Genomic DNA, 15,918 nt, shown 5'->3' with positions numbered 1-15,918 from the left:
TCGGAGGTGTCCGAACAGGCAGACGCGTCCGCGATTCGGTCGGTCTGTCGGGGTGGTGGTTGCGGCATGTATCGCCGCCCTCATGTTGTCGGCGTGCGGTGCAGCCGCCGCCGGCGATGGCGACGGCGACAACCGGTCCGTGGGTGAGGGGGATACGCCGGTTCCCGGAGGCACAGCGAACATCCTGCAGCCTGCCGAACCGCGTTCCCTCGACCCGGCGGCCCTCTCCAACAGTTGGTCGCATCATCCGGTCATCGGGAACGCCCTGTACGGAACGCTGATGACCCTCGACCCCGAGACACTCGAGGTCGGGTACAAGATCGCTACGGACTTCGTCGGGAGCGACGAGGGACGAACATTCACGCTGACACTGCGGCCCGACGTGACCTTCACCGACGGAACACCGCTCGATGCCGCAGCCGTGAAGGTCAATTGGGATCGGCTGCGCGACCCGGATCTGGCCTCGACCGCCATCCGTCAGGCGGCCCAGATCACCGCAACCGAAGTGATCGATGACCGAACGTTGAAGGTCACGCTGCCCGAACCCAACGAGAACCTCGTGCAGGGCATCGTCAACACGTCGATGAATTGGATCGCGTCGCCGACCGCTCTGGCCGAGGGCCGGGAGGCATTCGACGAGAACCCGGTTGGCGCCGGCCCGTTCACCCTGGCGGAATGGACCCGGCAGCACACGATCGAACTCGAGAAGAACCCCGACTACTGGGACGCTCCGAAGCCGTACCTCGATGGTCTGAGCATCCGAACGCCGACCGACACCAACCAGCGCTTCAACGCGCTCTCGACCGGCGCGGCGGATCTTTCCACCGAGGCCAGCTGGAAGATCCTGTCGAGGGCCGAAGAGGCAGGGCTCATAACCGAATCCGTGGCCACCGGAGGCGGCCAGTTCATCGCCCTGAATCTTCGGAGGGCACCGTTCGACGACGAGCGAGCGCGCCGCGCCGTTGCGCTGGCCGTCGATGCCGAGGCGATCAACGCGGCCGTCTATGAGGGGACTGCAGAGACCCAGAGCTCTCTCTTCCCGGAGTCGTCGCCGTATCACCGCGACATCGCATTCCCTGTACGGGATACGGAGTCCGCTCAGAAGCTGTTCGACGAGCTCGCGGCCGAGGGCAAGCCCGTGAAGTTCACCTTCCTGTCGTATCCCACGCCCGAGAGCCGCGGACTCGGGGAGGGCCTGCAGGCGCAGCTGAATACCTTCGAGAACGTCGAGGTGGACGTCGAGATTGCAGACTACCCGGCGGCGACCGCGCGAGCAGGGGCGCGGGATTTCGATGCGATGATCTCGACCGCCGTCATTCAGGATCCGGACTACGCTCTCTGGACCGCCTTCCACGGCGAGTCACCGGGCAACGTCACGGGGATCGACGACGAGGACCTGAACGACGCTCTCGATGTCGGCCGTACCAGCGCATCGATGGAGGAGCGCGTACAGGCATACGCCACAGTCCAGGAGCGACTCGTGGCCCTGAATCCCGCCGTGTGGACCATCCGGTCCGCGCCGTCGACCATCTGGCGTGAGCCACTACACGGAATCACGTTGTACGCCTGGGGTTCACCGCTTCCCGAAGAACTCTGGCTGGGCGAGTGAGAGCGCCGAACTCGAACCGCCCCAGCAGTTCCGGTCGTGTCGTCGGGGTGCTGGTATTCGGCGGCATCGTCACCACTTTGATGTCGACGCTGGTGATCCCGCTCCTCGGTGAGCTCCCCACGATCCTCGGAACCAGCGTCGCCAACTCGTCGTGGGTGGTGACGGTGACCTTGCTGTCGGGTGCTGTGGCCACACCGGTGACCGGCCGGCTGGGGGACATGTACGGGGCTCGCCGGATACTGCTGCTGTGCACGATCCCGTTGATCATCGGATCGGTCCTGTGCGCGCTGTCGTCGTCCTTGGTGCCGATGCTCGTCGGGCGGGCTCTGCAGGGCGCGGGCTTCGGCATGGTTCCGGTGGGGATCAGTGCGCTGCGCACGCTGGTGCCGCCGGAAAAGCTGGGATCGTCGATCGCAGTGATGAGTGCGTCGTTGGGAATCGGGGGAACACTCGGGTTGCCTCTCGCCGCGGTGGTGGCGCAAACGACGAGCTGGCGGTTCCTGTTCTGGGGGGTTGCCGCGCTCAGTGTGTTGACCGCGGTGCTCATCGCGTGGGTCGTACCGTCCACACCTGCTTACGGCGCCGGGAAGCGTTTCGATGCGGTCGGTGCATTCGGTGTTGCTCTTGGCCTGGTGTGCCTGCTCCTGGCCGTGTCGAAGGGCGCCGACTGGGGGTGGGTGAGTCCGACGACACTCGCCTTACTCGCGGGCGCGATAGTAGTCCTTCTGATCTGGGGTCTGTGGGAGCTGCGGACCGACGCCCCGCTGATCGATCTGCGGGTCTCCATGGGGAAGCGAGTGCTGGTCACCAACGCGGTGACGATCCTGATCGGATTCTCGGCGTACTTCCAGTCGTTGCTCGTCCCACAACTGCGGCAGCTACCGGAAGCCACGGGCTACGGTCTGGGACAGTCGATGGTGATGATGGGTTTGTGGTGCGCGCCGGCCGGAATGGCGATGATGGCCGTTGCCCCGCTCAGTGCCCGCCTGACCGCTACCCGTGGTCCCAGGGTCACGCTGCTCACGGGATGTCTTTGTATGGCAACGGGGTTCGGTTCCTCTCCATTGCTGATGGGCTCGACGTGGGGGCTGATGTTCGTCAGCTGCAGTGTCGCCGCGGGACTCGGTCTTGCCTACGGTGCCGTTCCCACGTTGATCCTGAGTTCGGTACCGCAGTCCGAGGGAGCGTCGGCGAACAGCGTCAACACGCTCTTGCGATCGGTGGGTAGCTCGACCTCGGCCGCCGTGAGCGGCATGGTTCTCGGACGGATGAGCGTCGAGTTCGCAGGCAGCGTGGTTCCCAGCGAGGCGGGATTCGTCACCGGTCTCATGATCGGCGGCGTGACCGCTCTGGTCGCTGCTGCCACGACCATGCTCATTCGTGTTCCGAAGCCGGGCTCCGGTCCGGCACACGAATCGCATGTGCCGGAGCGGGCCACGGGCTGAACAGGGTTCAGCGACCGGCATCCATGTTCGACCCACCGTCGACCATCAGGGTGTGTCCGGTCATGTAACTGGCAGCATCACTTGCGAGGAACACGGCGACGGAGGCGACCTCGTCGCCGCCACCGAAACGACCCAGCGGAATCTGGGAGCGCATCCACGCCTGCGTTTCTTCCCCCGCTTTCGCCAGGTAGGCCTTCATCGCGGGGGTGTCGTAGGCGGCGGGACAGATCGTGTTCACCCGGATCCCGGCGGGGCCCCATTCGCGAGCCACCACACGGGTCGTCGCGCGGATCGCTTCCTTCGTTGCAGCATAGGAGAAATGGTCCTTCAGCCCACCGACACCGGCGCCGGAGCCGATGTTGACGACGTTGCCGGTGCGGTCCACGAGATGTGGATAGCAGGCCTGAAGGTAGTAGTACGTGCCGAGGAGTCCGCTGCGCAGATGCACCATGAGATGGTCCTCGTCGGTGTCGACGAAAGGCATCTGGGTGTTGCGGACATCCTGGGCGTTGTTGACGAGGATGTCGATGCCGCCGAATTCGGATACGACGGTTGCAACACTGGCGTCGACCTGGTCTCGCTGCGACACGTCGCACGTGATCGCAAGACCCGGAGTGCCGTAGCTGCCGAGTTCTCGGCTCACGGCATCCGCGGTGTCCGGGTTGATGTCGACGACTGCGACACGCGCTCCGGCCTGCGTCAGTGCGATCGCAATGTCGCGTCCGAGTCCTTGACCAGCGCCCGTCACGACGGCCGATTTGCCTGTGAGTGCGCCGTCGAGAAACGCCAGATTCCGTTCGGTCATGGTGTCGTCTCTTTCTTTTGCAGTTGGGGTGAGACTGAGTCTCATACTTAAGTCAAAGTATCATCCCGTACGCTTCATCTCCATGGGTCACGACATCCGCGATCGAGGTCGAGAGATTCTCACCGCCGAACTGGCGGATGCTGCGGCAACCTATTGCGCCGAATACGGCTTCGATGCTGTGACAGTCGATGACATCGCTCGTGCAATCGGGATCTCCCGGGCAACGTTCTTCCGGTACTTCACCTCGAAGGAAGCCGCGGTCGTCGATGCAGTCCGGATCGGACGGCTCTCGATCGGCGACCAGGTGCGCCGTGCCGAACCGGTGCTCGGCACGCGTGTGGTCGAAGTTGTCCGGGCGGCCATGCAGCCGACCATCGATGCAGCCCGAGCGACCCCGGAACTGCTTCGTGCGCGGCTGAAGATGATCTCCGAGTCGCCGGCGCTGAGGGCTCGCCTGGCATCGGAGAGGTCGGAGCAGCGAGCAGATCTGGAGGAGGCTCTGCTCGAACGCGTAGCGGATCCGATTGCCGCGTACGCCGCCGCGCACGCCTCGATGGCGGCGATCGATCTGGCATGGAGTATCTGGAGTTCCGACGAGCGTGCGGATTTCGGCGCCGCGCTCGGCCGCGCCTTCGAGCTCGTAGCCGAGGTCGGCTCGGTGGAACTCGATCGTTGATGGAGACGAACCGTCGTCTGCCCCTATGATCGAAATGCGCGACCGCTCTGGTTGCTGCTGGCGCGACACGATGATGGGTCATCGACGAGCGACAGCGACGCACACGACACTCGGCGACCGAACATGACACGGGCCGAGCAGTATTGGAGACCGATATGGGAGAACAACGGCGCGGTACCGCAATCGCGATGACCGACGACGAGCGCGACGAGTTCCTGCAGAATCAGCCGGTATGCCGGGTTGCGACACTCGGCTCGACCGGCCCGCACTTGAGCGCGCTGTGGTACGTCTGGGACGGAAAGGCGTTGTGGCTCAACTCTCTGGTTCGTAGCCAGCGCTGGACGGACATCGATCGCGACGCACGGCTGGCCGTGATCGTCGACGACGGAGGTGCCGACTTCATGAGCCTTCGAGGTGTGGAATTGCGGGGGCGCGCAACGATCGTCGGCGAAGTACCACGGCGCGGCGACGATGTCGACGAACTGACCGAGCCCGAAAGGCTTTTCGCAGAAAAGTATGCGAGCGGGCGAGGCTTTTCGTACGACGGACGGCACGCGTGGTGCAAGCTCGAGCCGACGAAGATCGTGAGCTGGGATTTCAGCAAGATGCGTAGGTGAAGGGCTGGTGAGCGTTGCTCCGGACGCGGCAAGGCGTACCGGAGCGACGCGTCAGGCCGACAGCTTGCTGAGTGGGTGCTGGGGGGAGATGAACTTCGCCCGGTCACGGTCGGCGACCGACCGGATGTCGATCGCGCCGATGCGCTCGTCGCAGACCCGCACGAGTTTGTCGAGGATCTCCGGGTCGAGCCGATTCCACCGGTCCCGTGTCAGGAGCACGCGCAGGCGGTGGAAGAACTCCGTTGGCGTGATGCCGAATTCGACGAAGATGTCTTCGTCGGGGCCGCCGTTCCAGTGCCTCCACTTCAAGGCGAAGGCCAGCATTGCAGCTTCGTCCCTCATCGTGCCTCCTCCTGTAGTGCGGTGGTGATTCGACCTACCGCAGTTGATCTTTCATGACTTTTCCGGTGGCCCCCAGTGGCAGTGCATCGAGGTACTCGATGTAACGGGGTGCCTTGAATCCCGCCATGCGATCGCGACTCCATGCGATCAGGTCGTCGGCGGGTACCGGGTTGCTCGAGACGATGAATGCCTTGCCGACCTGACCGAGCCTGTCGTCGGGCACACCGATGACGGCGACCTGGTCGACCGCGGGATGTTCGAGCAGGAATCCCTCGATCTCGGCGGGGTAGGCGTTGAATCCCCCGACGATGAACATGTCCTTCTTGCGGCCGACGATTCGGAGCCTGCCCTCGTCGTCGAGTGTGCCGAGGTCGCCGGTGTGCAGCCACCCGTCGTCGTCGATCGCCTCGGCGGTGCCCTGCGGATCGTCGAGGTAGCCCTGCATGACGTTGTAGCCGCGGATGAGCACTTCACTGTCGTCGGCGATGCGGACCTCGATTCCGTCGCACGGTTTTCCGACGGTGGTGGCAATCTGTTCGAACGTGTCGCCGTGCCGCGACGCGGTTGCCGTCCCGCCTTCACTCAATCCGTAGCCGGTCATGATCGTCTCGAAGGGCAATTCCTTGCTGATGCGCCGGATGAGCTCGACGGGAATGTCGGCAGAGCCGGTGACGGCGGCGCGCAGAGACGAGAGATCATGTGAGGTAGGGGAGTTCAGCAACGATTGGTAGAGAGTCGGGGGGCCGGGCAGCATCGTGACCTTCTCGCGCTCGACGAGTTCGAGCACCCGGTCGACATCGAGTACGGGGATCGGCAGGACCGTGGCGCCGCGGATCATCGAGGCGATCAGTCCCGCCTTGTAACCGAACATGTGGAAGAACGGATTGACGATCATGTAGCGGTCGCCTCGGCGGAGATCGGCGAGATCGCACCATTCCGAGAACATCCGCAGGGTCTGCTGGTGGTTCATCATGACGCCCTTGGGGCGCCCTGTGGTGCCGGAGGTGTACATGATGTCGGCGATGTCGTCGCCGCGCACGGCCACTTCGAACGGTTCTCCGCTGGAAAGGAAATCGGATTTCAGGTCGAACACCGGGACGGGTTCGGTGACCGTGAAGTCCTGGCCGAGGAAGCCCTTCTCGACGAGTACGGCCTTCGCCCCGCTCCGGCGGATGATGTCGGCGGCCTCGTCCTCCCGGTACCGGGTGTTGATCGGGACGAGTATCCCGCCTGCGGTGAGGAGGCCGAACGCGGCGATCGCCCATTCGGCCGAGTTGGGGCCCCAGATCGCTACTCGATTGCCCTTGCGGATGCCGATGTCGGCGAAAGCGCCTGCAGCGCGACGAATCCGGTCGGTGAGATCGGAGAAGGTGATCCGGAGGTCCCCGTCGACGACCGCTTCGGCATTGCCGAAGCGGTCGCCCGAACTCAGGACCATCTCGGGGATGGTCTGCCAACTCATACCTTGAGGAGCCTTGCCATGTTGCCACCCATGACCAGCTTCTGATCCTCGAGGGGGAGATGCTGGATGTGATCGATGTAGGTGGTCGGCTCGGCCAGACCTTCCGGATGCGGGTAGTCGGATCCGAACAGCACGCGCTCCGCGCCGATGAGAGCGGTCAGCTTGCTGAAATCCTCCTCCCAGAAGGGGCTGACGTGGATGCTCTTCTTGATGGCCGCGACCGGGTCCTGCATGCCGAAGCCCTCAGGTGCCTTCTTGAAGGTGTCTTCGAGGGTCTGCAGCACATGCGGGAGCCAGGAGGCACCGTTCTCGATGACCGCGATACGCAGTTCGGGGAAGCGGAAGAGCGCGCCGTGGCAGACCCAGGAAGCGACAGCGTCCTGAATCGGACGCCACTCGCTGACCATGCGGAAGGCATTGGTGACGAACGGGAGCATCTCGGCCCCGGTGCCGTCCCACTCCTGGTTGTAGCGGGCGTATCCGCTGTCGGAGGAGTGCTGGGTGACGAGAACGTCGAGCTCGACGACGCGCTTCCAGAACGGGTCGAACTCAGGGAGTGCGAACGATCGGGGACCGCGGAAGCCGGGCACCGGCGCGGGACGCACGAGGATGGCTTTCGCGCCGCGCTCGACGCACCACTCCAGCTCCTCGATCGCCTTCTCGACGATGGGCAGGCTGATGACGGGAACGGTGAAGATGCGGTCCTTGTAGTTGAAACCCCAGGTCTCGTACAGCCACTGGTTGAGCGAGTGGACGACCGCGTGAATCAGGTCCGGATCGTCGCGCATCCGCTCTTCGACGAGGCTCGCAAGCGTCGGGAACATCAGGGTGCGCTCGATCTGGAGCTCGTCCATCAGCTCGAGACGCGCGGCGGGCTCACGGAAGGCCGGGATCGACTTCATCGGCTTGCCGAAGATCTCCCGCTTGCTCTTGCCTTCGGGGTTGCCGTTCTTGAAGTAGTCCTCCATGGCGCCGGGCCGGGCGACGACCTCGAAGGTGGGGTTGGGGATGTACTCGCTGATCTGGTTGCCGATCGCGATCTTGGTCCGGCCTTCGACCTGGACGTACTTGATCGCGCCCTTGTACTTCTCCGGGAGGAACTTGGTCAGGGCGTCTTCGGTCTCGTAGAGGTGGTTGTCCGCGTCGAAGAGCGGGTACGGCAGGTCTTTCGCTGACATCAGAATGCTCCTTCTCTCGTTGTGAGAATACTATTCTCTTCAGTTGCGTGCCGCAATATCCTTTCGGACCAAGAACTTCTGGATCTTGCCGCTTGCGGTGCGGGGGAAGTCGGTGACTTCGTGCAACTCCTCGGGCCACTTCTGCTTCGCGAGGCCTGCCTGCGTGAAGTGGGCTCTGACGTCGTCGAGCGAGGGCAGCGCATGCCCCGGATGCAGCCTCAACACCGCTGCGGCGTGCTCGCCGAGGCGCTCATCGGGAGCGGAGACGACCGCGGCCTCCGCGACCGAGGGCAGGGTGAGCAGAACCTCCTCGACCTCGAGGGCACTGATGTTCTCGCCACCGCGGATGATGAAGTCGGCCTTGCGGTCGGTGATGGTGAGATAGCCGTCGTCGTCGAGCACTCCGATATCACCGGTGTGATACCAGCCCTCGTCGTCGAACGCCTTCGCGGTCAGTTCGGGATCCGTGTAGCCGGCGCACAGGTCCGGCCCGCGGCTGAGGATCTCGCCCTCGTCGGTCAGCCGGATCTCGACGCCAGGGGCGGCATTGCCGTCGGTGTAGAGCCGCTTGTCCTCGGGGTCGGTCACCAGTGAACTCGTGATCGACGGGTGCTCGGTGCTGCCGTACGCGCGGAAGACGATGATGCCGAGGTCGGAGAGTCGGCGAGTCACTGCTGCAGGGACCGTGGAACCGCCGAGCCCCGCATACTTCATGAACGGAATGTGCAGCTCGGGAGCGAAATCGGGGTGATCGACGAGGCTCGTCATGAAGTAGGTGGCTCCGCCACCCACCACGAGAGCCTCGGTCTCCATGAGTTGCAGTGCTCGCTGAGGATTCCACACGTCGAGCAGATTGATCGGGCTGCCGTCGAGGACCGGAATGAGGAAGGCGTTGACCATGCCGATGAAGTGACCGACCGGCGCGGCCGTCAGCTGCTTGCCGCGGTCGGCGGGGTAGCGCGCGGCGAGCTGTCGGGTCTCACACCCGAGACTCCGGTGGCTGTGGATCACACCCTTGGGGTTGCTCGTGGTGCCGGACGTGAATGCCAGCAGCGCGGGGCCTGCGGTGTCGGTGGGAAGTACACCCTCGAACGGTTCGTCGTCGAGCAGGTCCTCGAACGAGTCCTGGCCGACGACGCCGACGACCGCGATGTCGGCGCACAGATCGGGTTGGAATTCCATGTTTCCGAATCGCTCGGCGCTCACGAACGCTTTCGGCTCGGCCTCACCCAGGATGTAGGCGAGTTCCTTACGTCCGTAGAAGTGCACGATCGGCACGACGGCGGCGCCGAGGAACGACGATGCCCAGAAGACCGCCGCGGCCTCCATCCAGTTGGGTAGCTGGAACGCGACGGTGTCGCCCGGGCCTACGCCGCGCTTGCGCAGTCCCGACGCGAGCCGACGTGCCACGAGTTCGACGTCGGCGAAGGTGCCCTCCCACGGTCGTGCGTCGGAGAAGATCCGGAACTCGGTGTCCGGAGCGGCTTTGAGGCCGCGGGCGAGAAGGTCGCCGAGGGTGTCGCGTGTCCACCACCCTTCGTTTTCGTAACGTTCGACCAGCTCGGGGGGTATCTGCCGCATCGTGTTGCGCTCCATGTCGTGGTGGAGCTTGCGCTCCATGTCTGGCGGAGCCGCGCCGAGGTACACCGCGGCGTCGGCGGAGTTCCTGCTGATCTGCATCAGCTTCGAGCATGTTATTCTCTCTAAGGAAGAATTCCAATATCACTTGGGAGAATCACCCTATGGTCGAGCTCGAACTGGATGACGGATTGGCGGTCCTCACGATCGATCGTCCGCAGGCGCGCAACGCGATCTCGCTCGAGACGATGGATCGTCTGGACGAAACGCTCGACAAGGTGGGGGATGCTCGCGTCCTGGTCATCACCGGCGCGGGCGACCGCGCATTCGTCTCCGGAGGCGACCTCAAAGAACTGGCCAAGCTGCGCACCCTGGAGCAGGCCGCGGATATGGCAAGGCGTATGCGGACGATCTGCGACAGGATCGCAGCCTTCCCGGGCCCGGTGGTCGCGGCGCTCAACGGTCATGCGCTCGGGGGCGGTGCGGAGTTCGCCGTAGCGGCCGATATCCGAATCGCCGCCGACGACATCAAGATCGGGTTCAACCAGGTCTCGCTCGCCATCATGCCCGCGTGGGGAGGGGCCGAGCGCCTTGCTGCCCTCGTGGGCCGTGGCCGGGCGCTCATGCTCGCGGGCTCGGGAACGATCCTCGGCGCAGAGGACGCCCGCCGTGTCGGTCTCGTCGATCAGGTGTTGCCTCGCGAATCATTCGACGAGGGCTGGCGCGCACTGGCGCGCTCGCTCGTCAATGAGTCGTCCGGTTCGATCAAGCACGTCATCAGTGGCGCGTCGCCCGATGAGGCGATCGATGCGTTCGCCGAGTTGTGGGTCGCCGACGCTCATTGGGAAGCCGCAGACAAGGTGATGAACCGCGGAAGGTGACGCTTCGGCTCGTGAACCCGCACACACTTTCGATGTCATGGATGAGAGTGAGTGGTGTTCCTGTGACTCATGTGGAGAAATTTCGGACATTTCTCTGATTCGCAATCGGTCTGCGTCAAATCGACACGCCGCGGGTGATTGAGAAACACGTACTCTGTGATGGATTCGTAACCCTTTCGTTACCGAGAGGCCGCTCAGAGGAACGCTGTTTTGTCTTTCACTGCCCAGAACCATGCTTCGCCCGTCGCCTCCCGAGGCCGCCCCGCTACCGTGCGCGTGGGGAGGTGGATATCGCTCGTACTCGTCACCGGGGCCGTGACGGCAGCCGGAACGACGGCTGCCCATGCCGACAACACGACGCCCCGCGCGCAGGCCGGGATCTCGTGGACCGGAAGCAACGAGGCGTTGTCCACGGCGCCGCAGGTGCTGTCCGTTCCGGGAATCGACACGTCGAGCTACTCGGAGAAGCTCCGCAAGGCCACCGAACGCGAACAACAGCGCATCGCCGAGGCGGCAGCGGCGCACCAGGCCGAACTGGATCGCATCGCGCGTGAGGCGGCGGAGCAGGCCGCACGCGAGGAAGCGGCGCGCCGTCCCGCATCGGTGTTCCCTGCCGCGGGTATCTTCACCTCCGGCTACGGTGCCCGGTGGGGCACCAACCACAACGGCATCGACATCGCAGGCCCCATCGGAACTCCGATTCTCGCCGTCACCAACGGTCATGTGATCGAGACCGGCCCCGCATCGGGATTCGGGCTGTGGGTCCGAGTGCAGCAGGACGACGGCACCGTCGGTGTCTACGGCCACATCGACCGGTCGCTGGTCTCGGTCGGCCAGCCGGTCAGCGCCGGCGACCAGATCGCCACGATGGGAAATCGCGGGCAATCCACGGGACCGCACCTCCACTACGAGGTTCACCTCGCCGACGGCACCAAGATCGATCCCGCCCCGTGGCTCGCGAACCGCGGAATCCCCATCCCCGGCACACATCTGTCCTGAGTCGCCTGCTCCACGATCGCGGCCCCCGCACACCTGGTCGGTGTGCGGGGGCCGCGATCGTTCGATCACCAGATCTTCACGCGCTCCTCGGGTTCGAGGTAGAGTCCGTCGCCCGGCTTCACGTCGAATGCGGTGTGGAACGCATCGATGTTGCGCACGACGCCGTTGCACCGGAACTCCGGCGGTGAGTGCGGATCGACAGCGAGCCGGCGCGTCGCCTCCTCGTCGCGCACCTTCGTGCGCCACACCTGTGCCCACCCGAAGAACACCCGTTGCAGACCCGTCAGTCCGTCGAGGACCGGCGGCTCTTTCTCCCCGACGGCAATCTCGTAGGCCTTCAAAGCGATCGACAGTCCGCCCAGATCGCCGATGTTCTCACCGATGGTGAAGCTGCCGTTGACGTGCTTGCCGGGAAGCGCCTTCGGTTCGAACTCGTCGTACTGGGCGATGAGAGCTGCGGTGCGCTTTCCGAATTCGGTGCGGTCCGAGTCGGTCCACCAGTTCTCGAGGTTGCCGTCGCCGTCGTACTTGGCGCCCTGGTCGTCGAAGCCGTGACCGATCTCGTGTCCGATGACCGCTCCGATCCCGCCGTAGTTCGCGGCGTCGTCGGCATGCAGGTCGAAGAACGGTGGCTGCAGGATTGCCGCGGGAAAGACGATCTCGTTCATGCCCGGGTTGTAGTAGGCATTGACGGTCTGGGGAGTCATGAACCACTCGTCGCGGTCGACGGGGCCGCCGAGCTTGGCGAGTTCGTGGTCGTACTCGGCTGCGTAACCGCTGCGGTAGTTACCCACCACGTCGCTGCGGGTGATCGTGACCGCCGAGTAGTCCCGCCACTTGTCGGGGTAGCCCACCTTCGGCGTGAACTTCTCGAGCTTTCGGAGTGCTGCCTGACGGGTCTCCGGGCTCATCCACTCCAGATTCGTGATGCTCTGACGGTATGCCTCCGTGAGGTTCTCGACGAGTACCTGCATGCGAGTTTTTGCTTCGGCCGGGAAATGGCGTTCGACGTAGAGCTTCCCGACGGCCTCACCGAGAAGGTCCTGCACGAGTGACACGCCGCGCTTCCAACGTTCGCGAATCTCCTCGGCGCCCGTGAGAGTGCGGCCGTAGAACGCGAAGTTCTCGTCGACGAACGCGTCGGCCAGATACGGGGCACGTGCGCGCAAGATCCGCCACGACGCCCACGCCTTCCAATCCTCGAGCGACTCACTTGCCCACACCTGCGTGAACACTTCGAGGAAGCTCGGCTGCCGCACCACGATCTCGGCCCACTGCTGTGCGGTGGCCCCCGTCGCGGCAATCCAGCCGGACCAGTCGAAATCGGGGTGATCGGCGAGCACCGAATCGAGGGTGACGAGGTTGTACGTCAAGTCGGCATCGCGACGCTTGACGACGTCCCAATGCCCCGCGGCCAATTTCGACTCGAGCGCGAGCACACGCTGCGGATCGTGTTCGATGCCTGCGAGCACGAACATCCTGCCGATATGCGCGACATATTCGTCGCGGATCTCGGCGTACTGGTCCTCGCGGTAGTACGACTCGTCGGGCAACCCGATGCCGCCCTGCGCGACATGCATCAGGTAGCGCTGGGAATTCTTCGAATCAGTATCGACGTAATGCCCGAACGCGCCGCCCACACCCACTCGCTGCAACTGCCCGAGCACCGACGCGAGTGCGGTGCGGTCGGTGGCATCCGCGACAGACGACAGTTCGCCGGCGATCGGCCCGAGCCCGGCGGCCTCGATCGTGTCGGTGTCCATGTAACTCGTGAACAGGTCGCCGATCTTCTGTGCATCGGTTCCAGGTGCGGCGTCCGAGTCGGCCGCCTCCCCGATGATCGTTCGCACATCCACCTCGGCCTTGTCGGCGAGAGTGCGGAAGGCGCCGTCGAGGGCGCGGTCGGCCGGGATCTCGTGTTCGGTGAGCCAACGGCCGTTGACGTGCTCGAACAGGTCGTCCTGGGCGCGTGTGCCCTCGTCGACGTGGTCGAGATCGATTCCGGATCGGGTCTCCGAGTGCGCAGTGGTCATGCCAACCATCCTTACACCTCGTAACAGTCCGGACGCAGTAAGCGCTCCAACGCCGGAGAACGTGCGCACGTCGTCCGGGCGATCCCTACCATCGGGTCGGGAACCTACGGACAGGAGAAGAACACGGTGGCCAGCGGTGACGAACGGGTGCCGGCGTCGAACGCGACGTTGCGCACGGAAATGCTCGTCGACAAGCGATTCCTGCCCGTCGCCGACCTCTTCTTCAGGATGTTCGACAAACCTGGCCAGGGCGGCGGCGCGATCGCCGCGTACCTGCACGGTGAACCCGTACTCGATGTCTGGGCGGGATGGGCCGACAAACAGCGCCGCTGGGCCTGTGACACGATCGTGCTGTCGTTCTCGACAGGCAAAGGCGTCGCCAGCACGGTGTTGCATCGTCTCGCCGAGCGTGGCCTGGTGTCGTACGACGCGCCGGTCGCGCAGTACTGGCCCGAATTCGGTGCAGCCGGGAAAGAGGCCATCACCGTCCGCGAACTCATGTCGCATCGCGCGGGTCTGCACAAGATCCGCGGGCTCGTTCCGGGACGATACGGTCTGCTCGACTCCGAGAAGGTCGCCGCGGCACTCGCGGCAGCCCCACCGGACGCGCGCAGGCGCGCAGGCCCGGGCTACCACGCCGTGACCTACGGAAACCTCGTTGCGGAGGTCGCCGCGCGGGTCTCGGGCGTACCGTTCCAGGATCTTGTCGGACAGGAGATCGCCGAGCCGCTCGGTGCAGAGGAGTTCGGAGCAGCGGAGTACTGGTACCGCGTGCCCCCCGAGCAGCGGCACCGCATCGCGCGAGTTTTCCCCAAGATCAACTTTCTTCCTGCGCCGTGGGCGACCACCAGCGCTGTGATGTCGCGGATGCCCGGGATCAAAGGCCTCGCCGAGGCCGGAATGGCCGAGGGATTCGACGAGGTGATGCGCAGCCCCCGCGCCCACGACGCAGTGATGCCCGGCTGGAACGGAGTATTCACCGCACGCTCGCTCGCCCGGATGTACGGCGCGCTCGCAAACGGGGGTGCCCTGGACGGTGGTGACCACCGGCTGCTGAAGGACGAGACCGTCGAACAACTGCTCGAAACACAGACGCGTCGCCGCGACTACGTCCTCGGTTTTCGGCCCAACTGGCGGCTCGGCTACCACCCCGCTTGGGTCGCGGTGCGGCAGCAACCGCTCAGGTCCATCGGGCACTACGGATTCGGAGGTTCCGGCGCGTTCGCCGATCCCGAGACCGGACTGTCGTTCGCCTTCGTGACCAACCGGCTGGGCAACGCGTACACCACGATCTCGGACGGACGGTTCCCGCGGCTCGGCGGCGCCGCGATCACCGCTGCCCGGCGGTCGGGATGAACAACTGCACGTTCGCATGGGCTCGCACGTACACGGTGCCGTCCTCGCCGGTCAGCAACGTTTCCAGGGACGCGAGGCGCCGCCCCGCGCGCACCACGGCTGACTGCAAGTGCACGGCAGGACCGGGCGCGGCAGGCGAGCGCAGGTAGTCGAGTGAGATCTCTAGCATCCGGTAGTGCCCACCCACATCGGTGAGAGTCTGCGCCGCGAGACTGCTGGCGGTCTCCGCGATCGAGAGGAGGACACCGCCCTGAATCGAACCGATCAGATTGGCGGTCCACTCTGCGGGGGAGACTGTGGCACGGACGGCGCCGCGCTCGACGCTGTGCACCCGAAGATCGAGCATCTCGGCGAGCGGACCCCTGGGAAGCGAGCCTGCGGCGATGCCGCCGACGATATCGACGCCGGCCATCGAGTCGAGGACATCGGCCCCGACCCACGACTCGCGTGGGTCTGCGGTGCCGTCCACGGTGAGGGCGGCCGAGTCGGTGACGCTGTCGACCGGTGCCCGACCCACGACGATCATCCGTCCGGTCAGGTGCAAGACCACGTTGCCGTGCTCGTCGAGGACCTCCGCCGATGACAAGCCCGAGGTGTCGTCGAAATGCAGCGCACGACCGATACCGGTAACTTCACCGGCCACCGGAAACGGAGCGGCGGTCGATGCGGTGAGCCGGGAGAGCACGCCCTGCGGGCGGACACCCGTGGCGTGCACGCGCGCGACGCTGGTGGGGCCACCCACAGCGACATCGGCGAACGCCCCCAACGCCGACATCGTGACCTGTCCGCGGTGGTCGTAGAAGCGGGGGCCGACCATTTGAGTCAGCGTCAGCGAACCGGGCCCCGACACGTTCACACCGACCCCTGAATACGCGGTAGGTCGGTCGATCGGAAACGTGGCTGCCTCGAGCGTCATGCCCACGATTGTCACCCAGGC

14 protein-coding genes are annotated in these 15,918 nt (G+C 65.0%); 7 read left to right on the top strand and 7 right to left on the bottom strand.

Translation table 11 applies throughout. The features are described from left to right. Positions 1-55 precede the first annotated feature (55 nt). On the top strand, positions 56-1,609 hold the full coding sequence (locus ACSYG9_RS06550) for an ABC transporter substrate-binding protein (RefSeq protein ID WP_454841710.1): 1,554 nt from the start codon (positions 56-58) through the stop codon (positions 1,607-1,609). Between the two features lie 80 nt (positions 1,610-1,689). Then, positions 1,690-3,054, top strand: a complete 1,365-nt coding sequence (locus tag ACSYG9_RS06545) for an MFS transporter (RefSeq protein ID WP_454842899.1) — start codon at positions 1,690-1,692, stop codon at positions 3,052-3,054. Between the two features lie 7 nt (positions 3,055-3,061). Here ACSYG9_RS06545 and ACSYG9_RS06540 read toward each other — a convergent pair whose 3' ends face one another. Then, complete coding sequence (locus tag ACSYG9_RS06540; protein WP_454841708.1) at positions 3,062-3,859, bottom strand: SDR family NAD(P)-dependent oxidoreductase; 798 nt, start codon at positions 3,857-3,859, stop codon at positions 3,062-3,064. A gap of 82 nt (positions 3,860-3,941) precedes the next feature. Between ACSYG9_RS06540 and ACSYG9_RS06535 the strand changes: the two genes are divergently transcribed. Continuing rightward, positions 3,942-4,535: a TetR family transcriptional regulator gene (locus ACSYG9_RS06535; protein ID WP_454841706.1), complete on the top strand. Its 594-nt coding sequence runs from the start codon at positions 3,942-3,944 to the stop codon at positions 4,533-4,535. A gap of 188 nt (positions 4,536-4,723) precedes the next feature. After that, positions 4,724-5,152, top strand: coding sequence for a pyridoxamine 5'-phosphate oxidase family protein (locus ACSYG9_RS06530; RefSeq protein ID WP_454841704.1), 429 nt, complete (start codon positions 4,724-4,726; stop codon positions 5,150-5,152). A 51-nt stretch (positions 5,153-5,203) separates the two neighbouring features. Here the strand turns inward: ACSYG9_RS06530 and ACSYG9_RS06525 are convergent, their stop codons facing one another. From ACSYG9_RS06525 to ACSYG9_RS06510, 4 genes are read right to left on the bottom strand one after another with little or no spacing between them, the layout of a single operon-like run. Next, a complete protein-coding gene (locus ACSYG9_RS06525; RefSeq protein WP_454841703.1) occupies positions 5,204-5,494 on the bottom strand; it encodes a DUF3263 domain-containing protein in 291 nt (96 codons plus the stop codon). Between the two features lie 34 nt (positions 5,495-5,528). Further along, positions 5,529-6,956 (bottom strand): FadD3 family acyl-CoA ligase, encoded by a 1,428-nt coding sequence (locus ACSYG9_RS06520; protein ID WP_454841702.1) that lies wholly within the window; start codon positions 6,954-6,956, stop codon positions 5,529-5,531. Next, on the bottom strand, positions 6,953-8,134 hold the full coding sequence (locus tag ACSYG9_RS06515) for an amidohydrolase family protein (RefSeq protein ID WP_454841701.1): 1,182 nt from the start codon (positions 8,132-8,134) through the stop codon (positions 6,953-6,955). The genes ACSYG9_RS06520 and ACSYG9_RS06515 overlap by 4 nt, the downstream gene beginning before the upstream one ends. 39 nt (positions 8,135-8,173) lie before the next feature. Continuing rightward, entirely contained in the window at positions 8,174-9,715 is a 1,542-nt protein-coding gene (locus ACSYG9_RS06510) for an AMP-binding protein (RefSeq protein WP_454842898.1), read from the bottom strand. A 161-nt stretch (positions 9,716-9,876) separates the two neighbouring features. Here ACSYG9_RS06510 and ACSYG9_RS06505 point away from each other — a divergent pair, with 161 nt between their 5' ends. Together ACSYG9_RS06505 and ACSYG9_RS06500 are read left to right on the top strand one after the other, a co-directional pair. Further along, positions 9,877-10,593, top strand: coding sequence for an enoyl-CoA hydratase/isomerase family protein (locus ACSYG9_RS06505; protein ID WP_454841700.1), 717 nt, complete (start codon positions 9,877-9,879; stop codon positions 10,591-10,593). Positions 10,594-10,869: 276 nt separating this feature from the next. After that, the gene (locus ACSYG9_RS06500) at positions 10,870-11,592 is read left to right on the top strand and encodes a M23 family metallopeptidase (protein ID WP_454841699.1); all 723 of its coding nucleotides are present in this window, start codon (positions 10,870-10,872) and stop codon (positions 11,590-11,592) included. A 65-nt stretch (positions 11,593-11,657) separates the two neighbouring features. On the opposite strand, the gene ACSYG9_RS06495 is transcribed toward ACSYG9_RS06500, so the two are convergent. Then, a complete protein-coding gene (locus ACSYG9_RS06495; RefSeq protein WP_454841697.1) occupies positions 11,658-13,625 on the bottom strand; it encodes a M13 family metallopeptidase in 1,968 nt (655 codons plus the stop codon). 180 nt (positions 13,626-13,805) lie between these two features. On the opposite strand from ACSYG9_RS06495, the gene ACSYG9_RS06490 reads away from it, so the two are divergent. After that, entirely contained in the window at positions 13,806-14,981 is a 1,176-nt protein-coding gene (locus ACSYG9_RS06490; protein ID WP_454842897.1) for a serine hydrolase domain-containing protein, read from the top strand. On the opposite strand, the gene ACSYG9_RS06485 is transcribed toward ACSYG9_RS06490, so the two are convergent. Continuing rightward, positions 14,956-15,897, bottom strand: a complete 942-nt coding sequence (locus ACSYG9_RS06485) for a PaaI family thioesterase (RefSeq protein ID WP_454841696.1) — start codon at positions 15,895-15,897, stop codon at positions 14,956-14,958. The genes ACSYG9_RS06490 and ACSYG9_RS06485 overlap by 26 nt on opposite strands. Positions 15,898-15,918: the final 21 nt, after the last annotated feature.

The sequence above is a fragment of the Rhodococcus sp. SJ-2 genome, assembly GCF_053750035.1.
The sequence above is the reverse complement of the archived record's forward strand: the minus strand, read 5'-3'. Positions and strand labels throughout refer to the sequence as shown.

Excerpts from the sequence above, each read along its gene's own strand:
- ACSYG9_RS06530 (WP_454841704.1), top strand. The coding sequence starts at position 4,724 with ATGACCGACGACGAGCGCGACGAGTTCCTGCAGAATCAGCCGGTATGC.
- ACSYG9_RS06545 (WP_454842899.1), top strand. The coding sequence starts at position 1,690 with ATGTCGACGCTGGTGATCCCGCTCCTCGGTGAGCTCCCCACGATCCTC.
- ACSYG9_RS06515 (WP_454841701.1), bottom strand. The coding sequence starts at position 8,134 with ATGTCAGCGAAAGACCTGCCGTACCCGCTCTTCGACGCGGACAACCAC.
- ACSYG9_RS06490 (WP_454842897.1), top strand. The coding sequence starts at position 13,806 with ATGCTCGTCGACAAGCGATTCCTGCCCGTCGCCGACCTCTTCTTCAGG.
- ACSYG9_RS06525 (WP_454841703.1), bottom strand. The coding sequence starts at position 5,494 with ATGAGGGACGAAGCTGCAATGCTGGCCTTCGCCTTGAAGTGGAGGCAC.
- ACSYG9_RS06495 (WP_454841697.1), bottom strand. The coding sequence starts at position 13,625 with ATGACCACTGCGCACTCGGAGACCCGATCCGGAATCGATCTCGACCAC.
- ACSYG9_RS06505 (WP_454841700.1), top strand. The coding sequence starts at position 9,877 with ATGGTCGAGCTCGAACTGGATGACGGATTGGCGGTCCTCACGATCGAT.
- ACSYG9_RS06520 (WP_454841702.1), bottom strand. The coding sequence starts at position 6,956 with ATGAGTTGGCAGACCATCCCCGAGATGGTCCTGAGTTCGGGCGACCGC.
- ACSYG9_RS06485 (WP_454841696.1), bottom strand. The coding sequence starts at position 15,897 with ATGACGCTCGAGGCAGCCACGTTTCCGATCGACCGACCTACCGCGTAT.
- ACSYG9_RS06540 (WP_454841708.1), bottom strand. The coding sequence starts at position 3,859 with ATGACCGAACGGAATCTGGCGTTTCTCGACGGCGCACTCACAGGCAAA.
- ACSYG9_RS06510 (WP_454842898.1), bottom strand. The coding sequence starts at position 9,715 with ATGCGGCAGATACCCCCCGAGCTGGTCGAACGTTACGAAAACGAAGGG.
- ACSYG9_RS06535 (WP_454841706.1), top strand. The coding sequence starts at position 3,942 with ATGGGTCACGACATCCGCGATCGAGGTCGAGAGATTCTCACCGCCGAA.